Origin of the sequence: Pelagerythrobacter marinus (assembly GCF_009827515.1) — a bacterium.
In the GTDB taxonomy this organism is placed as follows: domain Bacteria; phylum Pseudomonadota; class Alphaproteobacteria; order Sphingomonadales; family Sphingomonadaceae; genus Pelagerythrobacter; species Pelagerythrobacter marinus.
The window spans coordinates 13,869-37,371 of the sequence record NZ_WTYO01000001.1 but is presented as its reverse complement, the minus strand read 5'-3'; the positions used below and the strand labels follow the sequence as shown (position 1 = coordinate 37,371).

The window sequence follows — 23,503 nt, the reverse complement described above, 5'->3', positions numbered from 1 at the left end:
CCGCTATCTGCCGGCGAGAAGGCCCTGCGCCGGCTTGTTCTGGATCGTGAAATCGGTATCGGCTGGGCCGCCGCCCGCCGGATCGCTCAGCCAGCGCCAGACCAGCGCCGTCTCGATGCCGCCTCCGCGCGCCACGTCCAGCCACAGGCGCAGGACGTCGCGCTGCAGGGCCGGGTCCGGCGCTGCCGCGCGCTCTTCGGCGCTTTCCCAGGGCCTGGCGGTCGCCCCCTCGGCAGAACGCAGGCCGATCTCGCCCAGCCAGGCCGCCTTCCCATGGCGCTCTGCAAGCGAGCGCAATGCGCCGACCTGCGCCGTCATCGCCCGGCGCCAAGCCTGCCGCTGCGTCGGCCGGCCGAGTGCGGGATAGGCCGAGAGCGCGACGATATCGAGCCGGTCCCAGAACCCGATCCGCTGCGCCTCCTGTGCGTTGTGCGCGACATACGTCAGCCGGCCCGGAAACGCCTCGCGCACGCGCGCGATCATGTCGTGCCATTCGGCGCGCGCGCTCGTCTGCGCCAGCTCCGTCCCAACGCTCAGCACCTGCGCCCCACCCTCACGCGCGGTATCGGCGCAGTCCAGCAGCGCGCGTTCATAGGCCGCGAACCATTGGCGCCAGGCCTCTTCGCGATCGAATGCGATGCTCCCGGCCCAGTTCCCGGGAACCCAGACATGCGGCTTGACCACGATCTCCAGCCCGACGCGCGCGGCCTCGGCCATGCCGAGCCGCAGGCGTTCGGCCGGCAGCGCGCTGCCGCGCACCAGCGCCGGATCACCGGGATGCGACTGCCAGAAGAATGGCACCAGCGCGACCACGCGCGCGCCCGCCCGGGCGAGGCGTTCGAAACTGGCCCGGGCGGCCCCGCTTCCGAAGTGCGCGGACGCCGTCTCGATCATGTTGACGCCGGTTTTCATTGCCGGCCGGCCCGCGGCCGAAAGACGTGCGACCGCGCCGGTCGCGAGGCTCACTGCGGCAGCCGCAGCGATGACGTCGCGCCGCCGGGGGCCCGCCCCATGCCACGATCTGCCGCTATCGCCCCGATCCACGCTCGCCTTCCTTCGCCGCACCCCCCTCTATCGGCGGTTTCGGCGCGGACCGCCAGCGGGCAGGGGGTCAGGCGTTCACATGTCGCAGCGGGCCGCCTTTCGCGCTGGCGTGGTGGCGGGCGGTGATGCGCCGGTCGAAAGGCCGCTCCAGCACGGTGGAGACGGCGACGTGCTCAGCCCGCATCGCGTCCGGCGTCAGGGTGACGAGGGCATAGCCCTTGTTGTCCTGGTCGCAGAAGACGACTTCCTCGTTCGCCGCGGCCAGTGCGCGGCCGATCCCGGGCAGGATCGATCCGTAGGACGGGCTGGAGATCGCCGTGCAGCCGACCTCGATCCCCGTCAGCCGGCCGGCGGTATCGTGCAGGTTGTTGCTCCAGGCGGCATGGCTGTCGCCCGACAGGACGAGCGGCCGTGCCCCGGCCCGGGCGAAGAGGTCGTAGAGCCGCTCGCGCGCATGGGGGTAGCCATCCCAGCTGTCGAGGTTGAACGGCACCCCGGCGCGATAGCCGGCCAGCGCCTCGTCGATCCGCGCGCGAAACTGTTCCGGCATCCGGGCCCGCATGGCGGCATAGGCCTCGGCCCCCAGGCTCGCCTCCAGATCCGGCCCGGCGACCCGCGCCATCACCACCTGATTGCCGATCACCTGCCACGGCTTGCCGGCATCGACCGAGGCGGCGAGGACGCCTTCCAGCCACTCGCTCTGCCCGCGACCCAGCAGCTCGCGTTCGGGGCGGTCGCGTTCGGCCAGCACGGCCTCGACTCGGTCGGCCTGAGGCAGTTCCCCCTTGGGCGTGACCTGCCTGTCGCGCGCGAGCAACCGGGTCTCGACCATCGCCAGGGTGGCGAGATCGCCGAATTCGAAGCTGCGGAAGATCGCCTCGTGCGCGCGGAGCGGATCGGGATCGCGAATGGGCATCCATTCGAAATAGGCCTGCATGGCCACCGCCTTGCGCCCGGCCCAGTCGCCCTCCGTCTCCGGCTGGTGGTTCTGCGCGCCGCCGATCCATCCGTCGTTGGTGACCTCGTGATCGTCCCACACGCAGATGAAGGCGGCGCGCGCATGGGCGGCCTGGAGATCGGGGTCCGATTTCACCTGGGCGTGGCGCCGGCGATAGTCGGCCAGGGTCACGATCTCGTGCGGGGGGTCGGGCAGGCGCCCCAGCCGCTCGCCGATCTCGGCGCCGTAGCCCGCTTCGCCGTATTCGTAGATGTAATCGCCCAGGTGCACGACCGCATCGAGCCGGGGCAGCGCCGCCATGTCGGCATAGGCGTTGAACAGTCCGCCGGGATAGAGCTGGCACGAGGCGACCGCGAGGACCACCTGGTCCACCGCGCCCGCCGGCAGGGTGCGGAAGCGCCCCGTCGGCGAGCGCGTCCCGTCGGCCGCCTCGAACCAGTAATGGTACTCCGCCCCGGGTCGCAGCGAAGCGACCTCCACTTTCGCCGTATGGTCGGCCGCGGCCCGCGCCCAGACCTCGCCGCCGGCGACGGGGGAAGCATCAGGCGCAGTCTCAACGTGCCAGCGCAAGGCGATGTCGCCGGCGAAGCCTTCCTCCGCCGTCGCGCGGGTCCAGATCACCGCGCCGTCCTGCGCCGGGTCGCCGCTCGCGACCCCGTGCGCGAAACGCACCCGGGCAGGCGCCTGGCGCGCGATGGTCGCGGACGGCAGGGTCAGCGCGCTGCCCGCGCCCAGCAGCCTCAGGACAGTGCGGCGATCGATCGACATGGCTCAGCCTCCCCTCAGAAAAGTCGCGCGGTCAGCTCGATGCCGTAGAAGCGCGGCTCGGCCGGAATGAACGTCGGGTAGCCGAAGGCCCCGCCGGTATTGCCGGCGTCGAGCAGGTAATCCTCGTCTGTCGCGTTGCGGATGAAGCCCGCGATCTCGAACCGGTCCTCGGCAAAGGCAATGCCCGCACGGGCATTCAGCAGGGTGACCGACCCTTGCGATGTGACCGGGTTGTTCGGCAGCTCGAAATAAATCCTGCTGCGATGGGTCACGCTGGGCGTTGCGAAGAACCGCATCCCCTCGCCGATCGGCGCGTCGACCGTGAAGCCGGCCGCGGCCTGCCACTTGGGCTGGAGGCGAAAGCGCGCGCCCGAATAGGCGTCCGCCAGCGCCGAGTCTTCGTCCACCTTGGCGTCGATATAGGCGCCGTTGGCAAACAGGCTCAGCCACGGTGCCGCCTGGACGGCCAGCTCCGCCTCGATCCCGAGGTTCGAAGCCGATCCGGCGCTTTCGGTGCGGGTCGTGCCGTCATCCTGGATCACGCTGACCTGGAAGCCGGAATAGTCAAGGTAATAGGCACCGAGCGAGGCCGAGACCGGGCCCCTGCTCAGCTTCGCGCCCAGCTCGTAGTTCCACACGACTTCTTCGGGCACGAGCTGGTAATTGGGCACCGCTATCCCGTTCTCGTCGCGCGTCGCGCCCAGTTGCACGACCGCGGAACGGCGCCCCTTCGAGACGGTGGCGTAGAAGTTGAGATCCGGGCTCGCGCGATAGAGCGCGTTGAAACGCGGGAGAACGTCGAAGAAGTCCTCGCGGGCCGTGAAGGTCCGCCCGTTGGTGTCGGTCTGGCCGGGGATCAGCGACGGCCCGCCGGTCAGGACCGAGGGAGCGACCTCGGCGAAATAGCCCGATTCGCGGTCTTCCCACAGCAAGCGCACGCCGGCGGTCAGCTCGAGCGCGCGGGTCGCGATCCAGGTGGCATCGGCAAAGACGGAATAGCTGTCGTTCTGTCCCTGGTTCTCGAACACCGACTGGTAGGGCAGCCGGGCGACCTGCCCGCCGGTGAGCAGGCCGGTCACCTGTTCGGCCGGCACGGTGCCATCGGGGCCGACGCAGGCGATGTCGGGCACGACCCCGGCGGCGCATTGCAGGAAGATCCCTTCCTCCGACGAGAAGGGGACGTTCTGCCGCCCGTCTTCGGTAAAGACGTTCCAGCCGAACGATCCGCGCAGGTCCATGCCCGAATAGGAGAAGCGGCCTTCGTGGCTGAACTGCCACCCCTCGGCGATCTCGGCGAATTCGAGGAACCAGGCCGCCGAACCGTCGGCATCGAACGTCTCGAGGCTGTCGAACTCGCGGTATCCGTTGACCGTGGTGAAGGCCCAGTCGTCGGCGAACCGGTATTCGGCCGTCAGGTTCAGGTCGTAGATTTCGCGGTCGAGGCCCAGCTGGTCCTTGCCCAGCACCTCGCGCGAGAACGGCGATCCACCGAGGTTGGCCGGGCCGAAGGGGTCGGCCGGCCCCGCCTCGGTCGGGAAATTGCCCGAGATGAACGGCGTGCCGCCGTTGCGCTGGCGATCGAAGGTGCCGACCAGGTCGATCGTGAAATCCGGCCTGGGCCGCACACGCAGCGAGCCGCGCAGGCCGAGGTTGTCGAGCGCGTAGAGCTCGTCCTCCTGCGAGGCGCTGAGGTTCTCGACATAGCCATCGCGCCGCTTCCATTCGAAGGCGATGCGGCCCGCCACCTGGTCGCTGCCCGCGTTCAGGTAGCCGGTGAGCAGGGTATAGTCGTAATTGCCGTAACCGCCGGTCAGCTCGGCCGACAGGCCCGGCTCGGGCCGCGCGGGCACGATGCTGATCGCGCCCACCGCCGATGCGGTGCCGAACAGCGTGGCCTGCGGGCCCTTGATCACCTCGACCCGGTCGAGGTCGTAGATCGACTGATAGCTCCCGCGCGAGCGCGAGATATCGACGCCGTTGTAATAGAGCGTGACGCGCGGCCCCTGCTGGGCGGAACCGGAATCGGAGGTGACTCCGCGGATCACGATGCCCGGGTTGTTCGCGCTCTGCTCCTGCACGTTGAGGCCGGGGATGTAGTTCGACAGCTCGTCGAGATCGCCGACGCCCAGTTCCTCGATCCGGTCGCCGCGCAGCGCGGAAATGGTGATCGGCACGTCCTGCGCGCGCTGTTCGATCTTCTGCGCGGTGACGACGATCTGGTTGCCCGCCTGCGCGGCCCCGTCGCTGCCGGCCTGACCCCCGGCTTCCTCGGCCATGGCGGGGACGGCGGCCAGGGCGGTGGACAGGAAAATGGCGCGTGCGCTTGCATAACGAATGTTCATGGCGGCTCCCGAATGTTGCGTTCGGGATGGGCAGCTAGGTCCGCCGTGTGACGCGCCCGCGGCTGTTCGGTTGCAAAATCGTGAACCGGCCGCGGGCGGCGAATATCAGGACGTCGCGGCCGCCCCCCGGTCCCCCGGCTGCGCGCGCGGGAGACGGACGGCCCGCACGCCCCCTTCGGGGCCGCCGCCGCAGAAAAAGCGGCCTTCGCCATCGGAATCGAGCCCGGAGACGACGGCGCCGCGCGGCATCTCCAGGCATTCGAGCACCGCGCCGGAGCGTGGATCGACGCGCCGCAGGTCGCTCCGTTCGTCCTGCCAGGTGCCGTGCCAGAGCTCCGCGCCGACCCAGCAGACCCCGGTCACGAAGCGATCCGATTCGATCGTGCCGAGGATTTCGCCGGTGTCGGGATCGACCCGGTGGATCTTCTTCCCGCGGTGCTTGCCGACCCACAGCGAGCCTTCGGCCCAGGCGAGGCCCGAGGCGCCGTCGTCGCCGGGGGTGGGAATCTCGCGCACGATCTCCCCGCTGGACGGGTCGATCTTGCGGATCGTCAGCTCGGCGATCTGGTACAGGTAAGTGCCGTCGAACGTCGTTCCCGCGTCGGCGAGCTTGGGCAGCTCCGCCCCGATCTCGCCGGTTTCCGGGTCGAAGGCCCGCAGGCCCTGCGCCGATGCGAACCAGACGCGCGTGCCGTCGAATGCGACCCCGGCGACATTGTCCGCGCCGGGAAAGGGGCCGTAATGGCCGACGATATCTGCCTTGCTCTGTGTCATGCCCGACTGCCTAGCCCAGCCCCAGCGAACCCGGGAGTAACAAGCCTGTCGGGAAACCGGGCGCCTTGCGGATGACCCAGCGGCGGCCGCGCCCGCGCCCGAACGGTTCCGCCTCGCCGTCGTGCGCGAGCCTTTCCAGCGCGCGCTGGACCGTGCGGGCGCTGACGCCCAGCGCGAGCGCGAGGGCGGAGCTGGACCAGGCTTCCCCGTCGGCCAGCAGGGCCAGGACATCGCCGTGCCGGTGTTCGCGCAGCGGCGCGAGGACCACCGGCTCCCGCCCGCCCCGCGGTGCAAGGGCGAACCCGCGCGCCGTCGCCCCCACGTCCGCCAGATCGCCCAGCGCGCGCCGCAAGCGACCCACTTCGACCCTCAACCGCGCGCGGTGGCTCTCGTCGGCGTGGCGCGCACGACAGGCGCGCAGCAGCAGATCTTCGCGCGAGACATCGGCCGGCCAGGCCTCCGCCAGCGCGCGCACCAGGGCAAAAAGCACCGGCCGGCTCGCCAGGGGCACGACGGTCGCCCCACCGCGGACGGCATGGCGACAGGCATCGACCACCACCACCGCGCCGGAACCGAACAGCGCCTCCACTTCGGCCAGCGCGAGGGGGTGCCGCCGATCGCGCGCGATCCTGCAGGCGGCCGGTTGCCCGAAGGCATCGCGCGCCCGGTCGACTTCCGCCTGGAGCGCGGGAATCGCGAGGTGGCGGGCGATGCGATCGGCCTCGTCCAGCGCCTCGCGCGCGGGCGCCGCACGTATCCGCCGCATCGCGATGCCTGCCCTCACCAGCCAGTACCCGACGCGGGAGACGGCGGGCAGGCAGCCGGGATCGACGCCGTCGATAGCCTGCTCCGCCTGCCCGATCCGGCCGATCAGCAGCAGGCGGCGGGCGGCAAGCGCCCCGGCGTGGGCGGCATTACGCGTGTCGCCGCGCGATTCGAGCGTCGCCCTGGCCCGGGCCAGCCGATCCGCCGGGCCGGCAAGATCGCGCGAGACGAGCGCGATCTCGGCCTCGGCCACGGCGCACCGGGCCTGCGCGACCGCTTCCCGCGATCCGAAGGCGCGCCCCGCCTTGCGCAACAGCGCGCGCGCCCGGGCAAGGTCGCCGAGCTGCGCCATGCCCATCCCCCGCAGGGCCAGCGCGGGCGGATCGCCGCGCAGGCTCACGCGCTTCAGCGCGGAGAGCGGGTCCCCTTCCCCCAAGGAGCGCGCGGCAGCGGCGATCTGCGAGTCCATCCTAATCCCGTCACACTTGTCACTCTCGGCCCGGCGCTCCGCCGGTTAGCCCGAGCGAGGCCAAGGCATGCCGATCGCGGCAGTGTCGGCAGGCAGGGGGAAAAGCGCAAGCGCCGCGAATGCGCGGCCCCCTCGCGCCGCTGCCGGTCGATGCCCGCACGCGCCCGCCGGATAACCGACAGGAGAACCACGATGACCGAATTCACCGTAACCGGCTTTCGCCAGGTGCCCCCGTTCGCGCGCGGGATCGTGCGCGACCTGCGCGTGCGCTGGGCCCCGGAAGAGGCGGGCCTGCCTTACGAAGTCGACCTGGTTGACCCATCGGAACGCAAGGCCCCGGCCTACCTGCGCAAGCAGCCGTTCGGCATGGTTCCCGCCGCGATTATCGACGGGACGGCCCTGTTCGAATCGGGTGCGATCGTCCAGCTCGTCGCCGAAGAGAGCGAAGCCCTCATGCCGACGGAGACGGCCCCGCGGCGCGAGGTCGTCGTGTGGATGCATGCCGCCCTCAATACCCTCGAGCCGCCGCTGGACGCGCTCTTTGCCCTCGACATGCTGCACGGCGCGGAAAGCTGGGCACCGGCGCGCCGCCCCGGCCTGGTCGAGACGGTTCGCGACCGGCTGGCGGTGGTGGCGGGGCGGCTGGAAGGGCGCGCGTATCTCGTCGATCGCTTCAGCGCGGCGGATATCCTGATGGCGAGCGTCCTGCGGCTGGCGGGCCATACCGACTTGTGCTCGGCCGATCCCGTGCTCGGGCCCTATCTCGCGCGGTGCGAGGGGCGGCCGGCGTTTCGCGCAGCGCTGGACAGCCAGCTCGCCGACTATGCCCGGCACGAGCCGGCGGGCGCCTGACAATGGCCGGCATCCAGCGCGTGCAGCCGCGACACCCGCGGAAAGGCAGCGGAACCGCCCCCCAATCGTCCACGGCCCGATCGGAAGGGAGAGACGTGATGAAAGGACTTAGCACGATGACAGGACGAAGCACGATGGAACGCACTGTGTGGCCCGTCGTGCTGGCCGGCAGCGCAATGGCCCTCGCCCCCGCCGCCGAGGCGCAGTCGCGCGACCCCGCGCAATTGCTGCTGCGCGCCGATGCCAACGGCGACGGCCGCGTCACGCGGGAGGAGTTCACTGCCGGCAAGGCCCGGCTGTTTGACCGGCTCGACAGGAACCGCGACGGCGCCCTCGACAGCAGCGACCGCGGTCGCCGCGGGCTGCTCCGCCGCCGGTCGGGCGAACGGATCAGGCAGTTGATCGACGCGATGGACGAGGATGGCATCGGCAAGGTCGAACGCCATGAATTCGTTCATGGCCGAGCGCGCGTGTTCGACATGGCCGACGGCAACCGCGACGGCGTGGTCGATCGCGAGGAACTCGCCGCATTCCGAAAGCGCGCGGAAGAGCGGCGCCACCAACGCTAGAAACCCTTCCGCAAGCGTCCAGCGTGCCGGCCGCGGCTCCCGGGCCGGCATGCTGGTTCTCGCCTTCGGCCCCAGGCAGCGGGCACTGGGGACCGGGCACCGGGCACCGGGCCACCACCCTGAACGCTGGACCGGCCAGACCGAACGCGAACCAGGGGCGCGGCGCCGGGGTCGGCCCGTCCGAGGACCGATACGAACAGGGCCAGTTGACCGGCCGGGGCGGGCGCGCCGGCTGGGTGGATGACAAGCGCGGGCGGGGGCGATAAGGGGCGCGGTCGATGACGCAGTTGCGCGCCTTGATTCGACGGCATCGCCGCCTGGCGATCGTGCTGCTCGTCGCCGCGTTCTGCTTCAAGATCGCCGTTCCCGCCGGGATGATGGTCTCCGCCGCGCCCGACCGGGTGCTGACCGTCACGATCTGCACCGGCGGGCTGGACCAGGGCCAGACGGTGGACATCGTCGTGCCGGGCGCGGGACAGGGCCACGCGGACGACGCCGGGGCCGGCGATCACTGCGCCTTCACCGGGCTTTCCAAGGCGGCGCTCGGCGGCGCGGACCCGGTCCTGCTCGCCGCCGCCTTCGCCTTCATCCTCGTGCTCGGCCTCGCGCCGCGCACCGGCGCGCCGCTCGCGCGCATTCCCTATCTCCGCCCGCCGCTGCGCGCGCCCCCGGCAGCCGCCTGACGATCTGAACCGATCCTTCCTGGCGATCCGGCCGCGCGCGAGGCGCATGGCCGGGCTGTGCGGAGCAATAGTGACATGACCAAGCATATTGGCCGCCTGCGCGGGCGGCATCGGGTATCCGGCCGTGCCGGGCCCGTTCGTACCCACTGGGCGGCAGCCGCCCTCCTTGCCCTTTCGATCCCGCTCGCCGGCTGCGGCGCGGACCCTGCCGACGAACCGCCGGGCGAGGCACCGGGCGCGGCCGTCGTGGCCGTGCAGGCCGCCTGGTCGCGCGAGACCGCGCCCGGACAGGACGCGGGCGGCGCCTTCCTGACGCTGGACAACCGCGGCGCGGAGCCCGACCGCCTGCTGGGCGGCAGCACCCCCGTCGCCGAGGATGTCCAGGTGCACAGCGTCGACATGGCCGGCGGCGTCATGCGGATGCGCGAGATCGCCGGCGGGCTGCCGATCCCCGTGGGCGGCACGGTAACGCTGGAACCCGGCGGCTATCACATCATGCTGATGGGCCTGCGCGAGCCGCTGCGGCAGGGGGCCGAAGTGCCCCTGACGCTGACATTCGAGCGCGCGGACGCGGTCACGGTCGCGCTCGACGTCCGCCCGATCGGGGCCGAGGGGCCGGGGGAGGCGCACGATGACTGACCGCCCCGCGCAGCCCCGCGGCTGGCTGAAGCACCTGCGCCGCGCGCTCTGGCTGGCGGTGTTCGCAGCCGCCGGCATCGCCCTCTATGCAGCGACCAACCGGCCCGAGGGCCCAACGAGCGACTTCGCCGACAGCGTCGGCGGGCCGTTCACGCTGACCGCCGCCGACGGTTCGACCGTGACCGAGCGGACGCTGGCCGGCAGGCCCTTCGCGATCTTCTTCGGTTTCACCCGCTGCCCGGACGTCTGCCCGACGACCCTCGCCCGGCTGGCCCGGCTCCGCGAGCGGATGGGGGACGAGGGCGACGAGTTCGAGATCGTCTTCGTCTCGGTCGACCCGGAGATCGACCGGCCGGAGGACATCGGCAACTACGTCGCGCTGTTCGACACGCCCATCATGGGCCTGACGGGCACGCCGGAGCAGGTCGAGGCGATCACGCAGGCCTACCACGTGTTCTACGAGCAGGTGCCGATCGATGGCGGCGGCTATACCGTCGATCACTCGGCCTCGGTCTTCCTGATGGACCGCGACGGCCGCCTGCAATCGATCATCGACCATCACGAGGACGCCGACAGCGCGCTCGCCAAGCTCGAGCGGCTCGTCGCCTGATCCTCGCTCCCTTTCTTCCAGGATAGCCGAACCATGACCATTTCACGCATTGCCCTCGCGGCATCGCTCGCCTGCTTCGCCCTGCCCGCCCACGCCGAAACCGCCACCGAAACCGCGACCGCGGAAGGCGCCGGGGGGGCCGAGGGCCGCACGATCATCGTCACCGGCGCTCGCGCGGCCGACGCGGCGCAGGACCGCGCCGACGCCACGCCCGGGGGCACCGACGTCGTCACGCACGAGGATTACGCCGACAAGTCGCCCGTCTCGCTGCGCGACGTTCTCGCCTTCTCGCCCGGCGTCTATCTCCAGCCGCGCTACGGCCAGGAAGTGCGCATCTCGATCCGCGGTTCCGGCCTCTCGCGCGGGTACCACATGCGCGGGATCACGCTGTTGCAGGACGGGGTGCCGATCAACCTCGCCGACGACAACGGCGATTTCCAGGAACTGGACCCGATCTTCTTCGACCACCTTGAGGTCTATCGCGGGGCGAATGCGCTGCGCTTCGGCTCGGGCACGCTGGGCGGCGCCATCAACGGGGTGACGCCGACCGGCGAGACGGCCGGCGGCCTCTACCTGCGCGCCGATGCCGGCAGCTTCGACACCCTACGCGCGCTCGCCTCCGCCGGGCTCGAGGCCGGGGCGGGCGATGCCTGGGCGGCGATCGCCTTCGACCGGTCGGACGGCGACCGCGACCATGCCGCGCGCCGATCGTTCCGCTTCCACGGCAATGCCGGGATCGACCTGGCCGAGCGGGTGGAGACGCGCTTCTACGCCAGCGTCAACAACATCAACCAGGAACTGCCCGGCGCGCTGGACCTCGAAACGGTGCGCACGGCGCCGGAGACGGGCAACTTCGCCGGCGACATGGCGCGCGACATCGATTCGCTGCGTCTGCAGAACCGCACCCGCCTGCGCCTCGACCGGGGACAGGTCGATGCCGGCGTGTTCGTGAATGCCAAGTCGCTCTACCACCCGATCTTCCAGATCGTGGACCAGGAATCGCTCGACCGGGGAGTCTATGCGCGCTTCGACTACGCGGCCGGCCGCTTCGCCCTGACCCTGGGCGGGGAGGCGCGTTTCGGCGACACCCGGTCCAAGCGCTTCGTCAATCTCGAGGGCGAGCGCGGCGATCTGACCTTCGATGCCGACCAGGACGCGCGCAGCGCCAGCGTCTACGGCGAAGTCCGCTATCGCCCGCTCGACGCGCTGCAACTGATCGCCGGCGGGGTCTATGCCGACGGCTACCGCCGGCAGCACTTGCGCTACAACGCCTTCATGGGCGGCGCGGTCGATGTCACCGGGCGGGCGGACTACGACGCGTTCTCCCCCCGCTTCGGCCTGCTCTACGAGCCGGCGCCGGGCGTCCAGGTCTTCGCCAACTACAGCCGCTCGGTCGAGTTTCCCGGCTTCATCGAACTGGCCCAGATCGCCGGCTTCGTCGATCTCGACCCGCAGCGCGCCTGGACGCTGGAGGCCGGCACGCGCGGCCGGCGCGGGATCGTGCAGTGGGATCTCAGTGCCTACCGCGCCGATCTGAAGGGCGAGCTGCTGCAGTTCGACATCGGGCCCGACATCCCCGCCGCCACCTTCAACGCGGGCGAGACGCGGCACCAGGGGATCGAGGCGGCGCTGTCGCTCGATCTCGCGCCCTGGGCCCGGCTGCGGCAGATCTACCAGTACAGCGATTTCCGCTTCATCGACGACGCCCAGTACGGCGACAACCGCCTGCCTGTCGTGCCCGAGCACCTCTACCGCGCGGAGCTGCGCCTCGGCACCGATGCCCTGCACCTGGCCCCCAGCGTCGAATGGGTCCCGCGCGGGGCCTGGGCCGACTATGCCAACAGCCTGCGAGTGGACGGCTACGCCCTCGTCGGCCTGACCGCGGGCGCGACCGTGGCCGAGGGGATCGACCTGTTCCTCGATGCGCGCAACCTGCTGGGCGAGGCCGCGGTGGGCGACATCAGCGCGGCGATCACCGCGACGCCCACGTCCGCCATCTTCTACCCGGTCGAGCGGCGCGCCGTCTTCGGCGGCCTTCGCGCGCGGTTCTAGGGGGGGAGGCGACGATGGCCGATCCGGCGCTCTATCGCAGGGTATGGCGATGGCATTTCTATGCCGGCCTGCTCGTCCTGCCCTTCGTCCTCCTCCTCTCGGTCACGGGCGCGATCTACCTGTTCAAGCCCCAGATCGACCGGTGGGAGGAACGGGCCTATCACGGCCCGGCCGGTGGGGCGCCGGTCTCGCCCGACGCGCAGCTCGCCGCCGCGCTCGCCGCGCACCCGGGAAGCCGCTTCGTCCACTATCGCCTGCCCGAACGGGCCGGCGACGCGGCGATGGTCAGGCTCGCCCTCCCCTCCGGCGAAGCGGCGGAGGTCTTCGTGTCCCCTGCCGGCGACGTGCTCGGCACGCTGGCGCCGGAGGGGCGCATCTCGCCCACCGTGGCACGGCTGCACGGCTCGCTGCTGATGGGCACCTGGGGCGACCGGCTGGTCGAACTGGCGGCGAGCTGGACGATCGTGCTGATCGTCAGCGGCCTGTACCTGTGGTGGCCGCGCCCCTTCCGCGCGGCGGGCACGCTGTGGCCCCGGCTCTCGCTGCGCGGGCGGCCCTTGCTGCACGACATCCACCGGGTGACCGGCTTCTGGATCGCGGGGCTGGTGCTGGTCATGCTCGCCAGCGGGCTGCCCTGGGCCGGGGTCTGGGGCAGCGCGTTCAAGTGGGCGCGGGCCGAACTGGGCGTGGTCGAAGGGCCGCAGGAGTGGAAGATCGGCAGCGGGGCCGCCCCCGCCCAGGCTCACGACCATGCCCACGGCCCCGCGGCGCCCGCGGCGAAGGTGCCCGCGGCGAAGGTGCCCGCGGCGACGGGGGCCGCGCCCGGGGGCACCCTGCCCCTCTCCGCCTTCGTCGCGCGGGCCCGGGAGGAGCGGCTGGCCTTCCCCGCTCTCGTCCTGCCGCCCCATGCGCCGCAGGCCTTCGGCCCGCCGACCGGCAACGAGTGGACGGCCACTTCGATGACGCAGAACCGGCCGCGCGCGCTGACGGTGACTTACGATCCCGCGACCGGGGCGGAGACCGGGCGTCGCGGCTTTGCCGACAAGCACCCGATCGACCGCGCGGTCAGCTATGGCATCGCCTGGCACGAAGGACAGCTGTTCGGCCTTCCCAACCAGCTGATCGGGCTGGCGACGGCGATCGCGCTGATCGCGGTCAGCCTGCTCGGCGCGTGGATGTGGTGGAAGCGCCGCCCGCGCGGCCAGCTCGCCGCGCCGCCACGGGTCGAACACCGCGCCGGCTGGGGCCTGCGGGCACTGGTGATCGCCCTCGCGATCCTCCTGCCGCTGTTCGCCCTCTCGCTCGTGGCGGTCCTGATACTCGACCGCGCGGCGACCGCCTGGCGCGGGAAGCGAAGGGTCGCCAGCGCGTGACGCATAACGCACGTATCGAAAGCGTGACCTTGCGGGAAAAGCCTCGCCTTTCCCGCAGGTTACGCAGCCCCGGCACGAGCCGATGTGACCTTTCAATCGCCCCCGGACCGGAGCCGGCGGCCCGCCTGTGACCTTTCGGGCCGGGCGGAAGACAAAGCGGATAGCCAACGATGCGAAAGACCGATTGCACAAGGGCTAGCAAGCGCGCGGCCCTGTAGGAAAGCGGTTTGCGCGCCCGCCGCCCGCCGGGTCGTCGCCGGCGATGGGCAGCGATCTGGACATAGGTGATGACACCGGTTACCTTTCGCGAAAAATGGGGAGGAACGACTTGTCGAAGCTGCTTTCACTGCGATCGGGGCTCGTCGCGGCGGCGCTGGCCGCGCTGCATCCGGGGCCGGAGGCCCAGGCCCAGGGCCGGATCGAGATCGCGCCGGACCAGCGCCATCTGCAGACCGAAGACGGCAAGCCGTTCTTCTACCTCGGCGACACGGCCTGGGCCCTGTTCCATCGGCTTACCCGCGAAGAGGCCGAACGCTATCTTCGCGATCGCGCCGACAAGGGCTTCAACGTCATCCAGGCGGTGGCCCTGGCCGAACTGAGGGGGCTGGACGAGCCGAACGCCTATGGCGAGCTGCCGCTGCTGAACCGCGACCCGGCGACCCCGAACGAGGCCTACTTCGCCCATGTCGACCACGTCATCGCGCGGGCCAATGCCCTGGGGCTGACGGTCGGCCTCCTGCCATCGTGGGGCCGTTACTGGCGCGATGGCGATTCGCAGATTTTCACGCCCGAGAACGCCCGGGCCTACGGGCGCTTCCTCGGCCGGCGATACCGCGACGCGGGCATCATCTGGATACTGGGCGGGGATTCGAACGTGCGATCCGCCAACGAGCGTTCGATCATCGATGCCATGGCGAAAGGTATTGCCGAGGGCGACGGCGGACGGAACCTCGTCACGTTCCATCCGCGCGGTCCCGGCCTGTCGTCGGCCCAGGTGGGCAATGCCCCGTGGCTGGATTTCTACATGAACCAATCCTCGCACGCGGCGCGCGATCTCGATACGGGCCTCTACGTCGAAAACGACCTGGCGCTGCGCCCGAGGCGCCCGGTCATCGACGGAGAGCCCCGTTACGAAGGTATCCCGGTGGGCTTCTACAACCGGGGCCATGACCCGCGGCTGCGGTTCGACGACGACGACGTGCGACAGGCGGCGTGGTGGTCGGTGATGGCTGGCGCGGCCGGACATACCTACGGCAACAACAACGTCTGGCAGATGTGGGCCCCGGGCCGCGAACCCGCGATCGGCGCGAACCGGCCCTGGCACGATGCGATCGAAGACCCCGGCGCGCGCCAGATGGGCCTGCTCCGCCGCTTCATGGAAGAACACCGGTTTCACCTGCTCGAGCCGCGACAGGACCTGATCCTGGACGGCCCGATGCATGGCCCTGCCAAGCTGCGCGCTGCACGCGCAGCCGACGGGTCGAGGATCATCGTCTATTCGCCCCGGGGCGAACCGTTCACCCTCGACCTCGGCGAACTGGAAGGCGGCATGCACACGCAGACCTGGTTCGATCCGCGCTATGGCGCGAAGTACCCGTTCCGCACCGAACAGAGCCAGGGCATCCAGGGGTTCGTGCCGCCGTCGAGCGGCGAAGGGGAGGACTGGGTCCTGGTTCTCGAAGCCGAGACCGAGCGAGAGGGATCGCCCTAGCCCCCCCCCGCCCCGGGCCGCCCCGGGCCGCCCCGGGCCGCCCCGCGCTAGCGCCGGCACCGGGGGCGACACGCCTTCACGCCCCCTTTTCTTTTGCGGCAAAGGGGCTAGCACCGCGGCCATGGATCGCGCTTCGATCGTGCATGAGAACTTCCTGCGCCGGGTGGCCGCGGGGGACCTTCCGCAGGGGCGGGCGCCGGGCGGGCCGCTGGAGCCGCAGGCGGCGGTGCAGCTCTATCGTTCGGGGTGCCTGACGCGCGCGCTCGATATCGTCAGCCGGCGGATGCAGGCGGCGGGCGAAGGGTTCTACACCATCGGTTCTTCCGGCCACGAGGGGATGGCGGCGGTCGCCGCCGCGCTGCGGCCGAGCGACATGGCCTTCCTCCATTACCGCGATGCCGCGTTCCAGATAGAGCGCGCCAACCAGGTGCCCGGCCAGTCGATCCTCTGGGACATGCTGCTGAGCTTCGCCTGTTCGCGCGAAGACCCGATCTCGGGCGGGCGGCACAAGGTCCTGGGCTCGAAGGCGCTCAATATCCCGCCGCAGACGTCGACCATCGCCAGCCACCTGCCCAAGGCGGTCGGCGCGGCCTATTCGATCGGCCCGGCCCGCCGCGTAAGGCCCGAGCACCAGGCCCTGCCCGACGACGGCATCGTCATGTGCAGTTTCGGCGATGCCAGCGCCAACCACTCGACCGCGCAGGGGGCAATCAACACCAGTTGCTGGACCGCGTTCCAGAACGTGCCGATGCCGCTGCTGTGGGTGTGCGAGGATAACGGGATCGGCATTTCGACCAGGACCCCGGCGGGCTGGATCGCCGCCAGTTTCGCGAACCGCCCCGGCCTCGGCTATTTCGCCTGCGACGGGCTGGACATCTACGACACATATGCCACCGCCCGCGCGGCGGCGGAACATGTCCGCACGCGGCGCAAGCCGGCCTTTCTCCACGTGCGCACGGTGCGCCTCCACGGCCATGCCGGGGCCGACATGCCGACGACCTACATGGCCCGGCACGAGGTGGAGGCGGAAGAGGCGAACGACCCGCTGCTCCATTCGGTCCGCCTGCTGGACGCGGCGGGCGCCCTGTCCCCGGCCGAGGCGCTGGCGATCTACGAGCAGACGCTGGAACGGGTCGAGCGCGTGCGGGCCGAGGCGGTCACCCGCCCGCGGCTGGAAACGGCGGGCGAGGTCATGGCCAGCCTGGTCCCGCCCGCGCGCGCCCATGCGCCGGGCAACGGCCCTTCGGCCGAAGCGCGCGCGGACGCCTTCGGGGCCGACCTGAAGGCGATGGAAAGCCCCCAGATCATGAGCCGCCTGATCAACTGGGCACTGACCGACCTGATGCTGGAACACCGCGAGATCGCGCTGATGGGGGAAGACATCTGCGCCAAGGGCGGCGTCTATGGCGTGACGCAGAAACTGGGCCAGCGTTTCGGCCGGGCGCGGGTGATCGATACCCTGCTCGATGAACAGTCGATCCTCGGCCTCGGCCTCGGGATGGCGCACAACGGCTTCCTGCCGATCCCGGAAATCCAGTTCCTCGCCTATTACCACAACGCCGAAGACCAGATCCGCGGCGAAGGGGCGACGCTGCCGTTCTTCTCCAACGGGCAATACACCAACCCGATGGTCGTGCGGATCGCCGGCCTCGGGTATCAGAAGGGGTTCGGCGGGCACTTCCACAATGACAATTCCTTCGCCGCGCTGCGCGACGTGCCGGGCGTGATCCTGTGCTGCCCCTCCAACGGGGCCGACGCGGCCAGGCTGCTGCGCGAATGCGTGCGGCTGGCGCGGGAGGAACAGCGGCTGGTCGTGTTCCTCGAACCGATCGCGCTCTACCCGATGCGCGACCTGCACGAGCCGGGCGACGGCCTGTGGCTGCGCCGCTATCCCGCCCCGGACGAACGGATCGCGCTGGGCGAAGTGACCACCCACGGCGACGGGCGCGATCTCGCCATCGTCAGCTATGCCAACGGCCTGCATCTTTCGCTCCAGGCGCAGAAGCGGCTGGCGGAGGCGGGAATCGCGAGCCGGGTGATCGACCTGCACTGGCTCAATCCCCTGCCCGCCGATGCCCTGATCGACGCGATCGGCGATGCCGCGCGGGTCCTGGTGGTGGACGAGACGCGGCGCACCGGCGGCCTGGCCGAAGCGCTGATGGCGCTGATGGCCGAACGCGGCGGCAGGCCGCATGCGCGCTATTGTGCGGAGGACAGCTTCATCCCCACCGGCCCGGCCTATGCCGCGACGATGCCGGGCGTGGAGGGGATCGTCGCCGCGGCGCGGGCGCTGGCGGGGGACGCGGCATGAGCCGGCGCAGGACCGCCGTGGTCGTGTGCCCGGGCCGCGGCACCTACAACAAGGCGGAGCTGGGCTATCTCGCCCGCGATTTCCCCGATGCCCGCCTGCTGGCGGCCTTCGACGCGCAGCGCGAGGCGGCCGGGCAGGACAGCCTGAGCGCGCTCGACGGGGCGGAGCGGTTCAGCCTCGCGCGCCATACCCGCGGCGACAATGCCTCCGCCCTGATCTACGCCGCGACGCTGGGCGATTTCCTCGCGATCGACCGCGACCGGGTGGAGATCGTCGCCGTCACCGGCAATTCGATGGGCTGGTATTCGGCGCTCGCCTGCGCCGGGGCGACATCGCCCGAAGACGGTTTCGCCATCGCCAACACGATGGGCACGCTGATGCAGGAGGCGCTGATCGGCGGCCAGCTGGTCCACCCCTTCCTGGGCGAGGACTGGCGGCCCGACCCGGCGCGCAAGGCGCAATTGCTGGCCATGGTGGCGGAGATCGACGCACGCGCGGGCCACACACTGGCGCTGTCGATCGATCTGGGCGGAATGCTGGTCCTGGCCGGCAACGCCGCCGGGCTGGAAGCGTTCGAACGCGCGGTCGAGCCGGTCGACGGGCGTTTCCCGATGCGGCTGGGCAATCACGCGGCCTTCCACACCGCCTTGCAGGAACCGGTGGCGGCGCGCGGGCGCGCGGCGCTGGGCCCCGGCCTGTTCGCCCAGCCCGCCCTGCCGATGATCGACGGGCGCGGGGCGATCTGGTGGCCCGGCGCGACCGATGCGGGGGCGCTGCGCGACTATACCCTGGGCCACCAGGTCACGCGCAGTTACGACTTCACCCGCGCGATTACCGTCGCCGCGCGCGAATTCGCGCCCGACGTGTTCATCGTCACCGGCCCGGGCGCGACGCTGGGCGGCGCGGTGGCGCAGTCGCTGGTGCTCGCCGGCTGGCGCGGCATGGGCGACAAGGCCGCGTTCAAGGCGCGGCAGGGGGAAGAGCCGCTGCTGGTGTCGATGGGCCTTGCCGAACAGCGCCCGCTCGCCGCCGGTCAGTAACCCCAGCGCAGGCCCGCCCACAGCGTGCGCGGCGCGCCGAGGTCGATATTGCCGCCCGAGCTGCGCGTCACCACCGTCTCGTCCGTCAGGTTCTCGCCCCGCAGGACCAGCGCGAGGCGCCCGGTCAGCGGCACTTGGGCATAGGCGCCGAGCGTGGTCGCCGCGGGCAGGACCTCGCTCTCGCGGTCGTCTTCGAACTGCGCGCCGACATGGCGCAGCGAGGCGCCGAGGACCCAGCCGGGCGCGGGGGTCCAGGCGAGCGAGGCGCCGGCGGCCCAGCGCGGGGTCTGCGCCGGGCGATTGCCGTCGAGATCGGCCGAGGGGCCGCGCCCTTCGACTGCGGCATCGGTATAGGCGACCGTCGCGTCGAGCCGCAGGTCGCCGCGCGTGACCGCCAGGGCGCCTTCGACCCCGCGCGCCTCGATCGCGGGCAGGTTGCGCCGCTGGCGCAGGTTGGGGGCCAGGGTGACATTGGCGATCGCCCCTTCGACCCGGTTGTCGAAGGCGGTCAGCGCGATCTCGATCCCTTCGGCCGGGGCCAGGTCGATCCCCGCCTCGAAGCCCTCCAGCCGCTCGTTGTCGAGCGCGGCATTGGCCTGGGTCACCACCGGGAAGACGACGAAGGGGCGGTAAAGCTCGTTCAGCGTCGGCTGGCGCAGGCCGGTATAGGCCGCCGCGCGCAGGCGCAGGCGCGGATCGGCGGCATAGGTCGCGCCGGCGCGCCAGCCCAGGGTCCAGTCCGCGCGGTCGGGCGCGATCGTTTCCGCCACGACCGCGCCGGCCGCGTCGCGCGCGCGGTAGAACCCGTCGGACACCGTCGTCCGGTCGAGCCGAAGGCCGCCGGTCAGCACGAGGCCGGGGGCCGCGGTCCAGTCGTTTTCCGCGAACAGGCCGAGATCGCTGTTGGTCCCGCCCGCGCGGCGCCGTTCGGTCAGCGCGCCGGAGAAGGCGCTATAGGCTTCTTCCTGCAACTCGCCCGAGGCGCGGCGATAGTCGAGCCCCAGCCGCAGGACATGGTCCCGCCCCATCGGCGGGCGCAGTTCGAACTTGCCGCCGAGGCCGGTGGACGGGGTGTTGCGCTGGTCCAGCACGCGGGTGAAGCGGCTGGAGCTGATCACGACGTTGGAGAAATTGCGCGCCTGGACATAGCCGAGCGCCTCGAACTGCCAGGCCCCCCGGCCCACGATCCGCAGGCTCGCATCCTGCCCCTCGCTCGAGGAATCGGCCCCGTCGAAGCGCAATGTGCGATCGTCGCGGAAGACCAGCATCCGCGCCTGCAGCTCGACCGCCTCGCCCAGCGGCGCCCCACCGCGCAGCGCGGCGGACCACGAATCGAACGCTGCGCGCGCGGTGGCGGGAACGCGCTGGTCGGCAGGCGTGGTGTAGAACCCCTTGCCCCGGTCCCACCGCGCATCGGCGACGACGAAGCCCGCGCCCAGTTCGCGCGCGAGGCCAAGGCTCGCCTCCGTCTCCCCGCGATCGTTGGCGAGCAGCGAGGCGGATAGCGGCGCGAGCGCGCGCGGGTCGGCGCTTTCGAGCGCGATCCGCCCGGCCAGCGCGCCCGCGCCGAACGGGCCGGACCCGCCGCCGCGCGCGACGCGCACCGCGCCGAGGCGGTCCGGCGCGATCGCGCTGAGCGGGATATAGCCGAAGAACGGATCGGCCATCGGCACCCCGTCGAGCGTGACGAGCGCGCGGCTGGTCGCGTTGCCGCCCAGCGCGCGCAAGGTCACCCCCTGGGCAGAGGGGTTGGAGGAGCGGCTGTCCGACCGGCGATACTGCTGGAAGCCGGCGACCGCGCCCAGCACGTCCTCGATCCGGCCCGAAGGCGCGGCGAGGATCTGCGCGCGGCCGATTTCCAGGCTGTCGTAGGCCGGCGCGGCGGGCGTGGGATCGAGGCCGAAGCCGTGGACCACGATCTCGCGCCGCCTTGCCCGTTCATCCGGCCCGGTCCCATCCGACGCAGCGGGCACGGATTCGGCCTCTTGCGGATCGGGCGCCTCCTGCGCGGACGCGGGCCAGGCGACGGGGAGCGAACAGAGGGCGGCGAGCGCGGCGGTGCGAAAGGGAACGGTAACGGGCATGGGGCGGGCCCCTAGCCGATCGCGCGGGCCCAGTCAGTTTCAAATTGCCATCGGGACTCGCCAATCGCGACGGGATGATTTACGTTCGCGTCAAGAGGAGAGAGGATGCCATGCTAGCAACACCGCCGGACCACGAGGTCCTGATCGTCGGTGCCGGAATCTCCGGCATCGGCATGGCCGCGCACCTGGAAATGCACTGTCCGCAGCGCAGCTACGCGATCGTCGAGCGGCGCGCGAACCTCGGCGGCACCTGGGACCTGTTCCGCTACCCCGGCATCCGCTCCGACAGCGACATGCACACGCTGGGCTTCAACTTCGAACCGTGGAAGCACGAGAAATCGATCGCCGATGCCCCGGCGATCCTCGATTACCTGAACCGGATCGTGGACGAGCGCGGCATTCGCGAACACATCCGCTTCGGCCACCGCGTCGTCGCCGCCGACTGGCGCGGGGACGAGGCGCGCTGGCACGTCGAGATCGCGCTCGACGACGGCACGACCACGCGGATGACGGCGCGCTTCCTCTACCTCGGTTCGGGCTATTACGATTACGACCAGCCTTACGATCCCGGGTTCGATTTCGGCGAGTTCGAGGGCCGGGTGGTCCATCCCCAGTTCTGGCCCGACGATCTCGATTACGATGGCAAGCGCGTGGTCGTGATCGGATCGGGCGCGACCGCGGTCACGCTGGTCCCGGCGATGGCGAAGCGCGCGGGGCACGTCACGATGCTGCAGCGCACGCCGACCTGGATGTTCTCGCGCCCGGCGAAGGACGCGGTCGCCAATTTCCTTCGCAGAATCCTGCCCGAAGAGCTGGCCTATCGCATCACGCGGTGGAAGAACATCAAGATGCAGGACATCGGCTTTCGCCGCGCGCGCACGCGGCCCGAGAAGGTCAAGCAGTTCCTGCACAAGCGGATCGACAAGGTCTTCGGCGATGCGCCCTACGACCCCGCCGACTTCACCCCGCCCTATAATCCGTGGGACCAGCGGCTGTGCCTGGTGCCCGACAACGACCTGTTCGAAGCGATGAAGCGCGGCGATGCGGCGATCCGGACGGGCCGCATCGCGCGCTTCGTGAAAGGCGGGGTGGAACTGGAAGACGGCGAAGTCCTGCCGGCCGACGTGGTCGTGACCGCGACCGGCCTGCGCCTGGCGATCGCGGGCAAGATCGCCTTCAGCCAGGACGGCGCGCCGGTCGATTTCGCGCAGCGGTTCTATTACAAGGGATGCATGTTCTCGAACCTGCCCAACCTGGCGGTGGTGTTCGGTTATCTCAACGCCAGCTGGACGCTGCGGGCGGACCTCAATTCCGAATATGTCTGCCGCCTGCTGAACGAGATGGAGCGGCGCGGGGCCGATGTCGCGGTGCCGGTGCTGACCGCCGCGGACGAGGCCGCGCTGGAGGAAGACGACATCTTCGATTTCTCTTCCGGCTATATCCAGCGTTCGAAACACATCATGCCGCGCAACGCGGTCGCCTATCCGTGGCGGCTGAACCAGGAATACGTCACCGACCGCAAGCGCATGGCGCAGGACCCGGTGGACGACGGGATCATCGCCTTCGGCCGCGCGGGGGACGACCTGGCCGGTGCGCGCGAACGGCAGCTGGAGGCGGCCGAATAGGCCGCGCGGTGCCCTTGGGGCTGGCACAGCGACGGGCAATCGAATACCCCCGCGGGCCATGAGCGAGCGCATCTATACCGCCGGGCTGGTCGTGATCGGCGACGAGATCCTCTCGGGCCGCACCCACGACCGCAATATCGCGCAAGTCGCCTCGTGGCTGCAGGTCCAGGGCATTCGTCTGGCCGAGGTGCGCGTCGTGCCCGACGTGATCGAACGGATCGTCGAGGCGGTCGATGCCCTGCGCACGGCGAACGATTACCTGTTCACCACCGGCGGGATCGGCCCGACGCACGACGACATCACCGTCGATGCGATCGCCGCCGCGCTGGGCGTGCCGGTCGTGATCCACCCCCAGGCGCGCGCGATCCTCGAACGCTATTACGCCGACAAGGGCGGGCTGACCGAAGGGCGGCTGCGCATGGCGCGGGTGCCCGAAGGGGCGGAGCTGATCCCCAACCGCATGTCGGGCGCGCCGGGCATCGCGATCGGCAATATCCGCATGATGGCGGGCGTGCCGCACATCGCCGCGCAGATGCTCGATTCGCTGACCGGGACGCTGGAAGGCGGGGCCCCGCTGCTGAGCGAGACGGTCGGCGGCTATATCCCCGAAAGCGAAGTCGCCGTGCTTCTGCGCGAGGTCGAGAAGGCGCACGAGAACTGCCAGATCGGCAGCTACCCCTTCTTTCGCGAAGGGCGGGTCGGGGCGAACTTCGTGATCCGTTCGACCGACGCCGACGCGCTGCAAAGCTGCCTGCACACGCTGTGCGAAGGGCTGGGCGAACTGGGCTTCGATTTCACCCCGGGCGGCATCTAACCGCGTTTTAACCCCGATCC

Annotated in this window: 18 protein-coding genes; 12 read left to right on the top strand and 6 right to left on the bottom strand. The window is 70.9% G+C overall.

The features are described 5' to 3' along the window. Window positions 1–3: 3 nt before the first annotated feature. The 5 genes from GRI72_RS00180 to GRI72_RS00160 all read right to left on the bottom strand — a co-directional run bounded on the left by GRI72_RS00180 (window position 4) and on the right by GRI72_RS00160 (window position 7,120). Window positions 4–912 carry a glycoside hydrolase family 113 gene (locus GRI72_RS00180; RefSeq protein WP_160731938.1) on the bottom strand — a complete coding sequence of 303 codons (909 nt, stop codon included), beginning with the start codon at window positions 910–912 and terminating at the stop codon, window positions 4–6. A gap of 199 nt (window positions 913–1,111) precedes the next feature. Then, the gene (locus tag GRI72_RS00175; RefSeq protein WP_160731937.1) at window positions 1,112–2,770 is read right to left on the bottom strand and encodes an alkaline phosphatase D family protein; all 1,659 of its coding nucleotides are present in this window, start codon (window positions 2,768–2,770) and stop codon (window positions 1,112–1,114) included. A 14-nt stretch (window positions 2,771–2,784) separates the two neighbouring features. Beyond that, window positions 2,785–5,112, bottom strand: coding sequence for a TonB-dependent receptor (locus GRI72_RS00170; protein ID WP_160731936.1), 2,328 nt, complete (start codon window positions 5,110–5,112; stop codon window positions 2,785–2,787). A 105-nt stretch (window positions 5,113–5,217) separates the two neighbouring features. Beyond that, entirely contained in the window at window positions 5,218–5,886 is a 669-nt protein-coding gene (locus GRI72_RS00165; RefSeq protein ID WP_160731935.1) for an NHL repeat-containing protein, read from the bottom strand. 10 nt (window positions 5,887–5,896) lie between these two features. Beyond that, window positions 5,897–7,120: a helix-turn-helix domain-containing protein gene (locus GRI72_RS00160; protein WP_160731934.1), complete on the bottom strand. Its 1,224-nt coding sequence runs from the start codon at window positions 7,118–7,120 to the stop codon at window positions 5,897–5,899. A 192-nt stretch (window positions 7,121–7,312) separates the two neighbouring features. On the opposite strand from GRI72_RS00160, the gene GRI72_RS00155 reads away from it, so the two are divergent. The 10 genes from GRI72_RS00155 to GRI72_RS00110 all read left to right on the top strand — a co-directional run bounded on the left by GRI72_RS00155 (window position 7,313) and on the right by GRI72_RS00110 (window position 18,960). Further along, on the top strand, window positions 7,313–7,972 hold the full coding sequence (locus tag GRI72_RS00155) for a glutathione S-transferase family protein (protein WP_160731933.1): 660 nt from the start codon (window positions 7,313–7,315) through the stop codon (window positions 7,970–7,972). Window positions 7,973–8,106: 134 nt separating this feature from the next. Next, window positions 8,107–8,541: an EF-hand domain-containing protein gene (locus GRI72_RS00150; RefSeq protein WP_160731932.1), complete on the top strand. Its 435-nt coding sequence runs from the start codon at window positions 8,107–8,109 to the stop codon at window positions 8,539–8,541. 278 nt (window positions 8,542–8,819) lie between these two features. Further along, window positions 8,820–9,224, top strand: coding sequence for a DUF2946 family protein (locus GRI72_RS00145; protein WP_160731931.1), 405 nt, complete (start codon window positions 8,820–8,822; stop codon window positions 9,222–9,224). A gap of 75 nt (window positions 9,225–9,299) precedes the next feature. Then, window positions 9,300–9,863 (top strand): copper chaperone PCu(A)C, encoded by a 564-nt coding sequence (locus GRI72_RS00140; RefSeq protein ID WP_160731930.1) that lies wholly within the window; start codon window positions 9,300–9,302, stop codon window positions 9,861–9,863. Then, window positions 9,856–10,473 (top strand): SCO family protein, encoded by a 618-nt coding sequence (locus tag GRI72_RS00135; RefSeq protein WP_160731929.1) that lies wholly within the window; start codon window positions 9,856–9,858, stop codon window positions 10,471–10,473. Before GRI72_RS00140 ends, GRI72_RS00135 begins: the two co-directional genes overlap by 8 nt. 33 nt (window positions 10,474–10,506) lie before the next feature. Beyond that, window positions 10,507–12,525: a TonB-dependent receptor family protein gene (locus GRI72_RS00130; RefSeq protein WP_160731928.1), complete on the top strand. Its 2,019-nt coding sequence runs from the start codon at window positions 10,507–10,509 to the stop codon at window positions 12,523–12,525. A gap of 14 nt (window positions 12,526–12,539) precedes the next feature. Continuing rightward, the gene (locus GRI72_RS00125) at window positions 12,540–13,898 is read left to right on the top strand and encodes a PepSY-associated TM helix domain-containing protein (protein ID WP_160731927.1); all 1,359 of its coding nucleotides are present in this window, start codon (window positions 12,540–12,542) and stop codon (window positions 13,896–13,898) included. Between the two features lie 328 nt (window positions 13,899–14,226). Continuing rightward, a complete protein-coding gene (locus tag GRI72_RS00120; RefSeq protein ID WP_202388867.1) occupies window positions 14,227–15,609 on the top strand; it encodes a glycoside hydrolase family 140 protein in 1,383 nt (460 codons plus the stop codon). A gap of 121 nt (window positions 15,610–15,730) precedes the next feature. Further along, window positions 15,731–17,920: a thiamine pyrophosphate-dependent enzyme gene (locus GRI72_RS00115; protein WP_160731926.1), complete on the top strand. Its 2,190-nt coding sequence runs from the start codon at window positions 15,731–15,733 to the stop codon at window positions 17,918–17,920. Continuing rightward, the gene (locus GRI72_RS00110) at window positions 17,917–18,960 is read left to right on the top strand and encodes an ACP S-malonyltransferase (protein ID WP_160731925.1); all 1,044 of its coding nucleotides are present in this window, start codon (window positions 17,917–17,919) and stop codon (window positions 18,958–18,960) included. Before GRI72_RS00115 ends, GRI72_RS00110 begins: the two co-directional genes overlap by 4 nt. On the opposite strand, the gene GRI72_RS00105 is transcribed toward GRI72_RS00110, so the two are convergent. Further along, window positions 18,954–21,044: a TonB-dependent receptor gene (locus GRI72_RS00105; protein WP_160731924.1), complete on the bottom strand. Its 2,091-nt coding sequence runs from the start codon at window positions 21,042–21,044 to the stop codon at window positions 18,954–18,956. The genes GRI72_RS00110 and GRI72_RS00105 overlap by 7 nt on opposite strands. 110 nt (window positions 21,045–21,154) lie before the next feature. Between GRI72_RS00105 and GRI72_RS00100 the strand changes: the two genes are divergently transcribed. Together GRI72_RS00100 and GRI72_RS00095 are read left to right on the top strand one after the other, a co-directional pair. Beyond that, window positions 21,155–22,669: a flavin-containing monooxygenase gene (locus GRI72_RS00100; RefSeq protein ID WP_160731923.1), complete on the top strand. Its 1,515-nt coding sequence runs from the start codon at window positions 21,155–21,157 to the stop codon at window positions 22,667–22,669. 58 nt (window positions 22,670–22,727) lie between these two features. Further along, window positions 22,728–23,483, top strand: coding sequence for a competence/damage-inducible protein A (locus GRI72_RS00095; RefSeq protein WP_160731922.1), 756 nt, complete (start codon window positions 22,728–22,730; stop codon window positions 23,481–23,483). Window positions 23,484–23,503 lie beyond the last annotated feature (20 nt).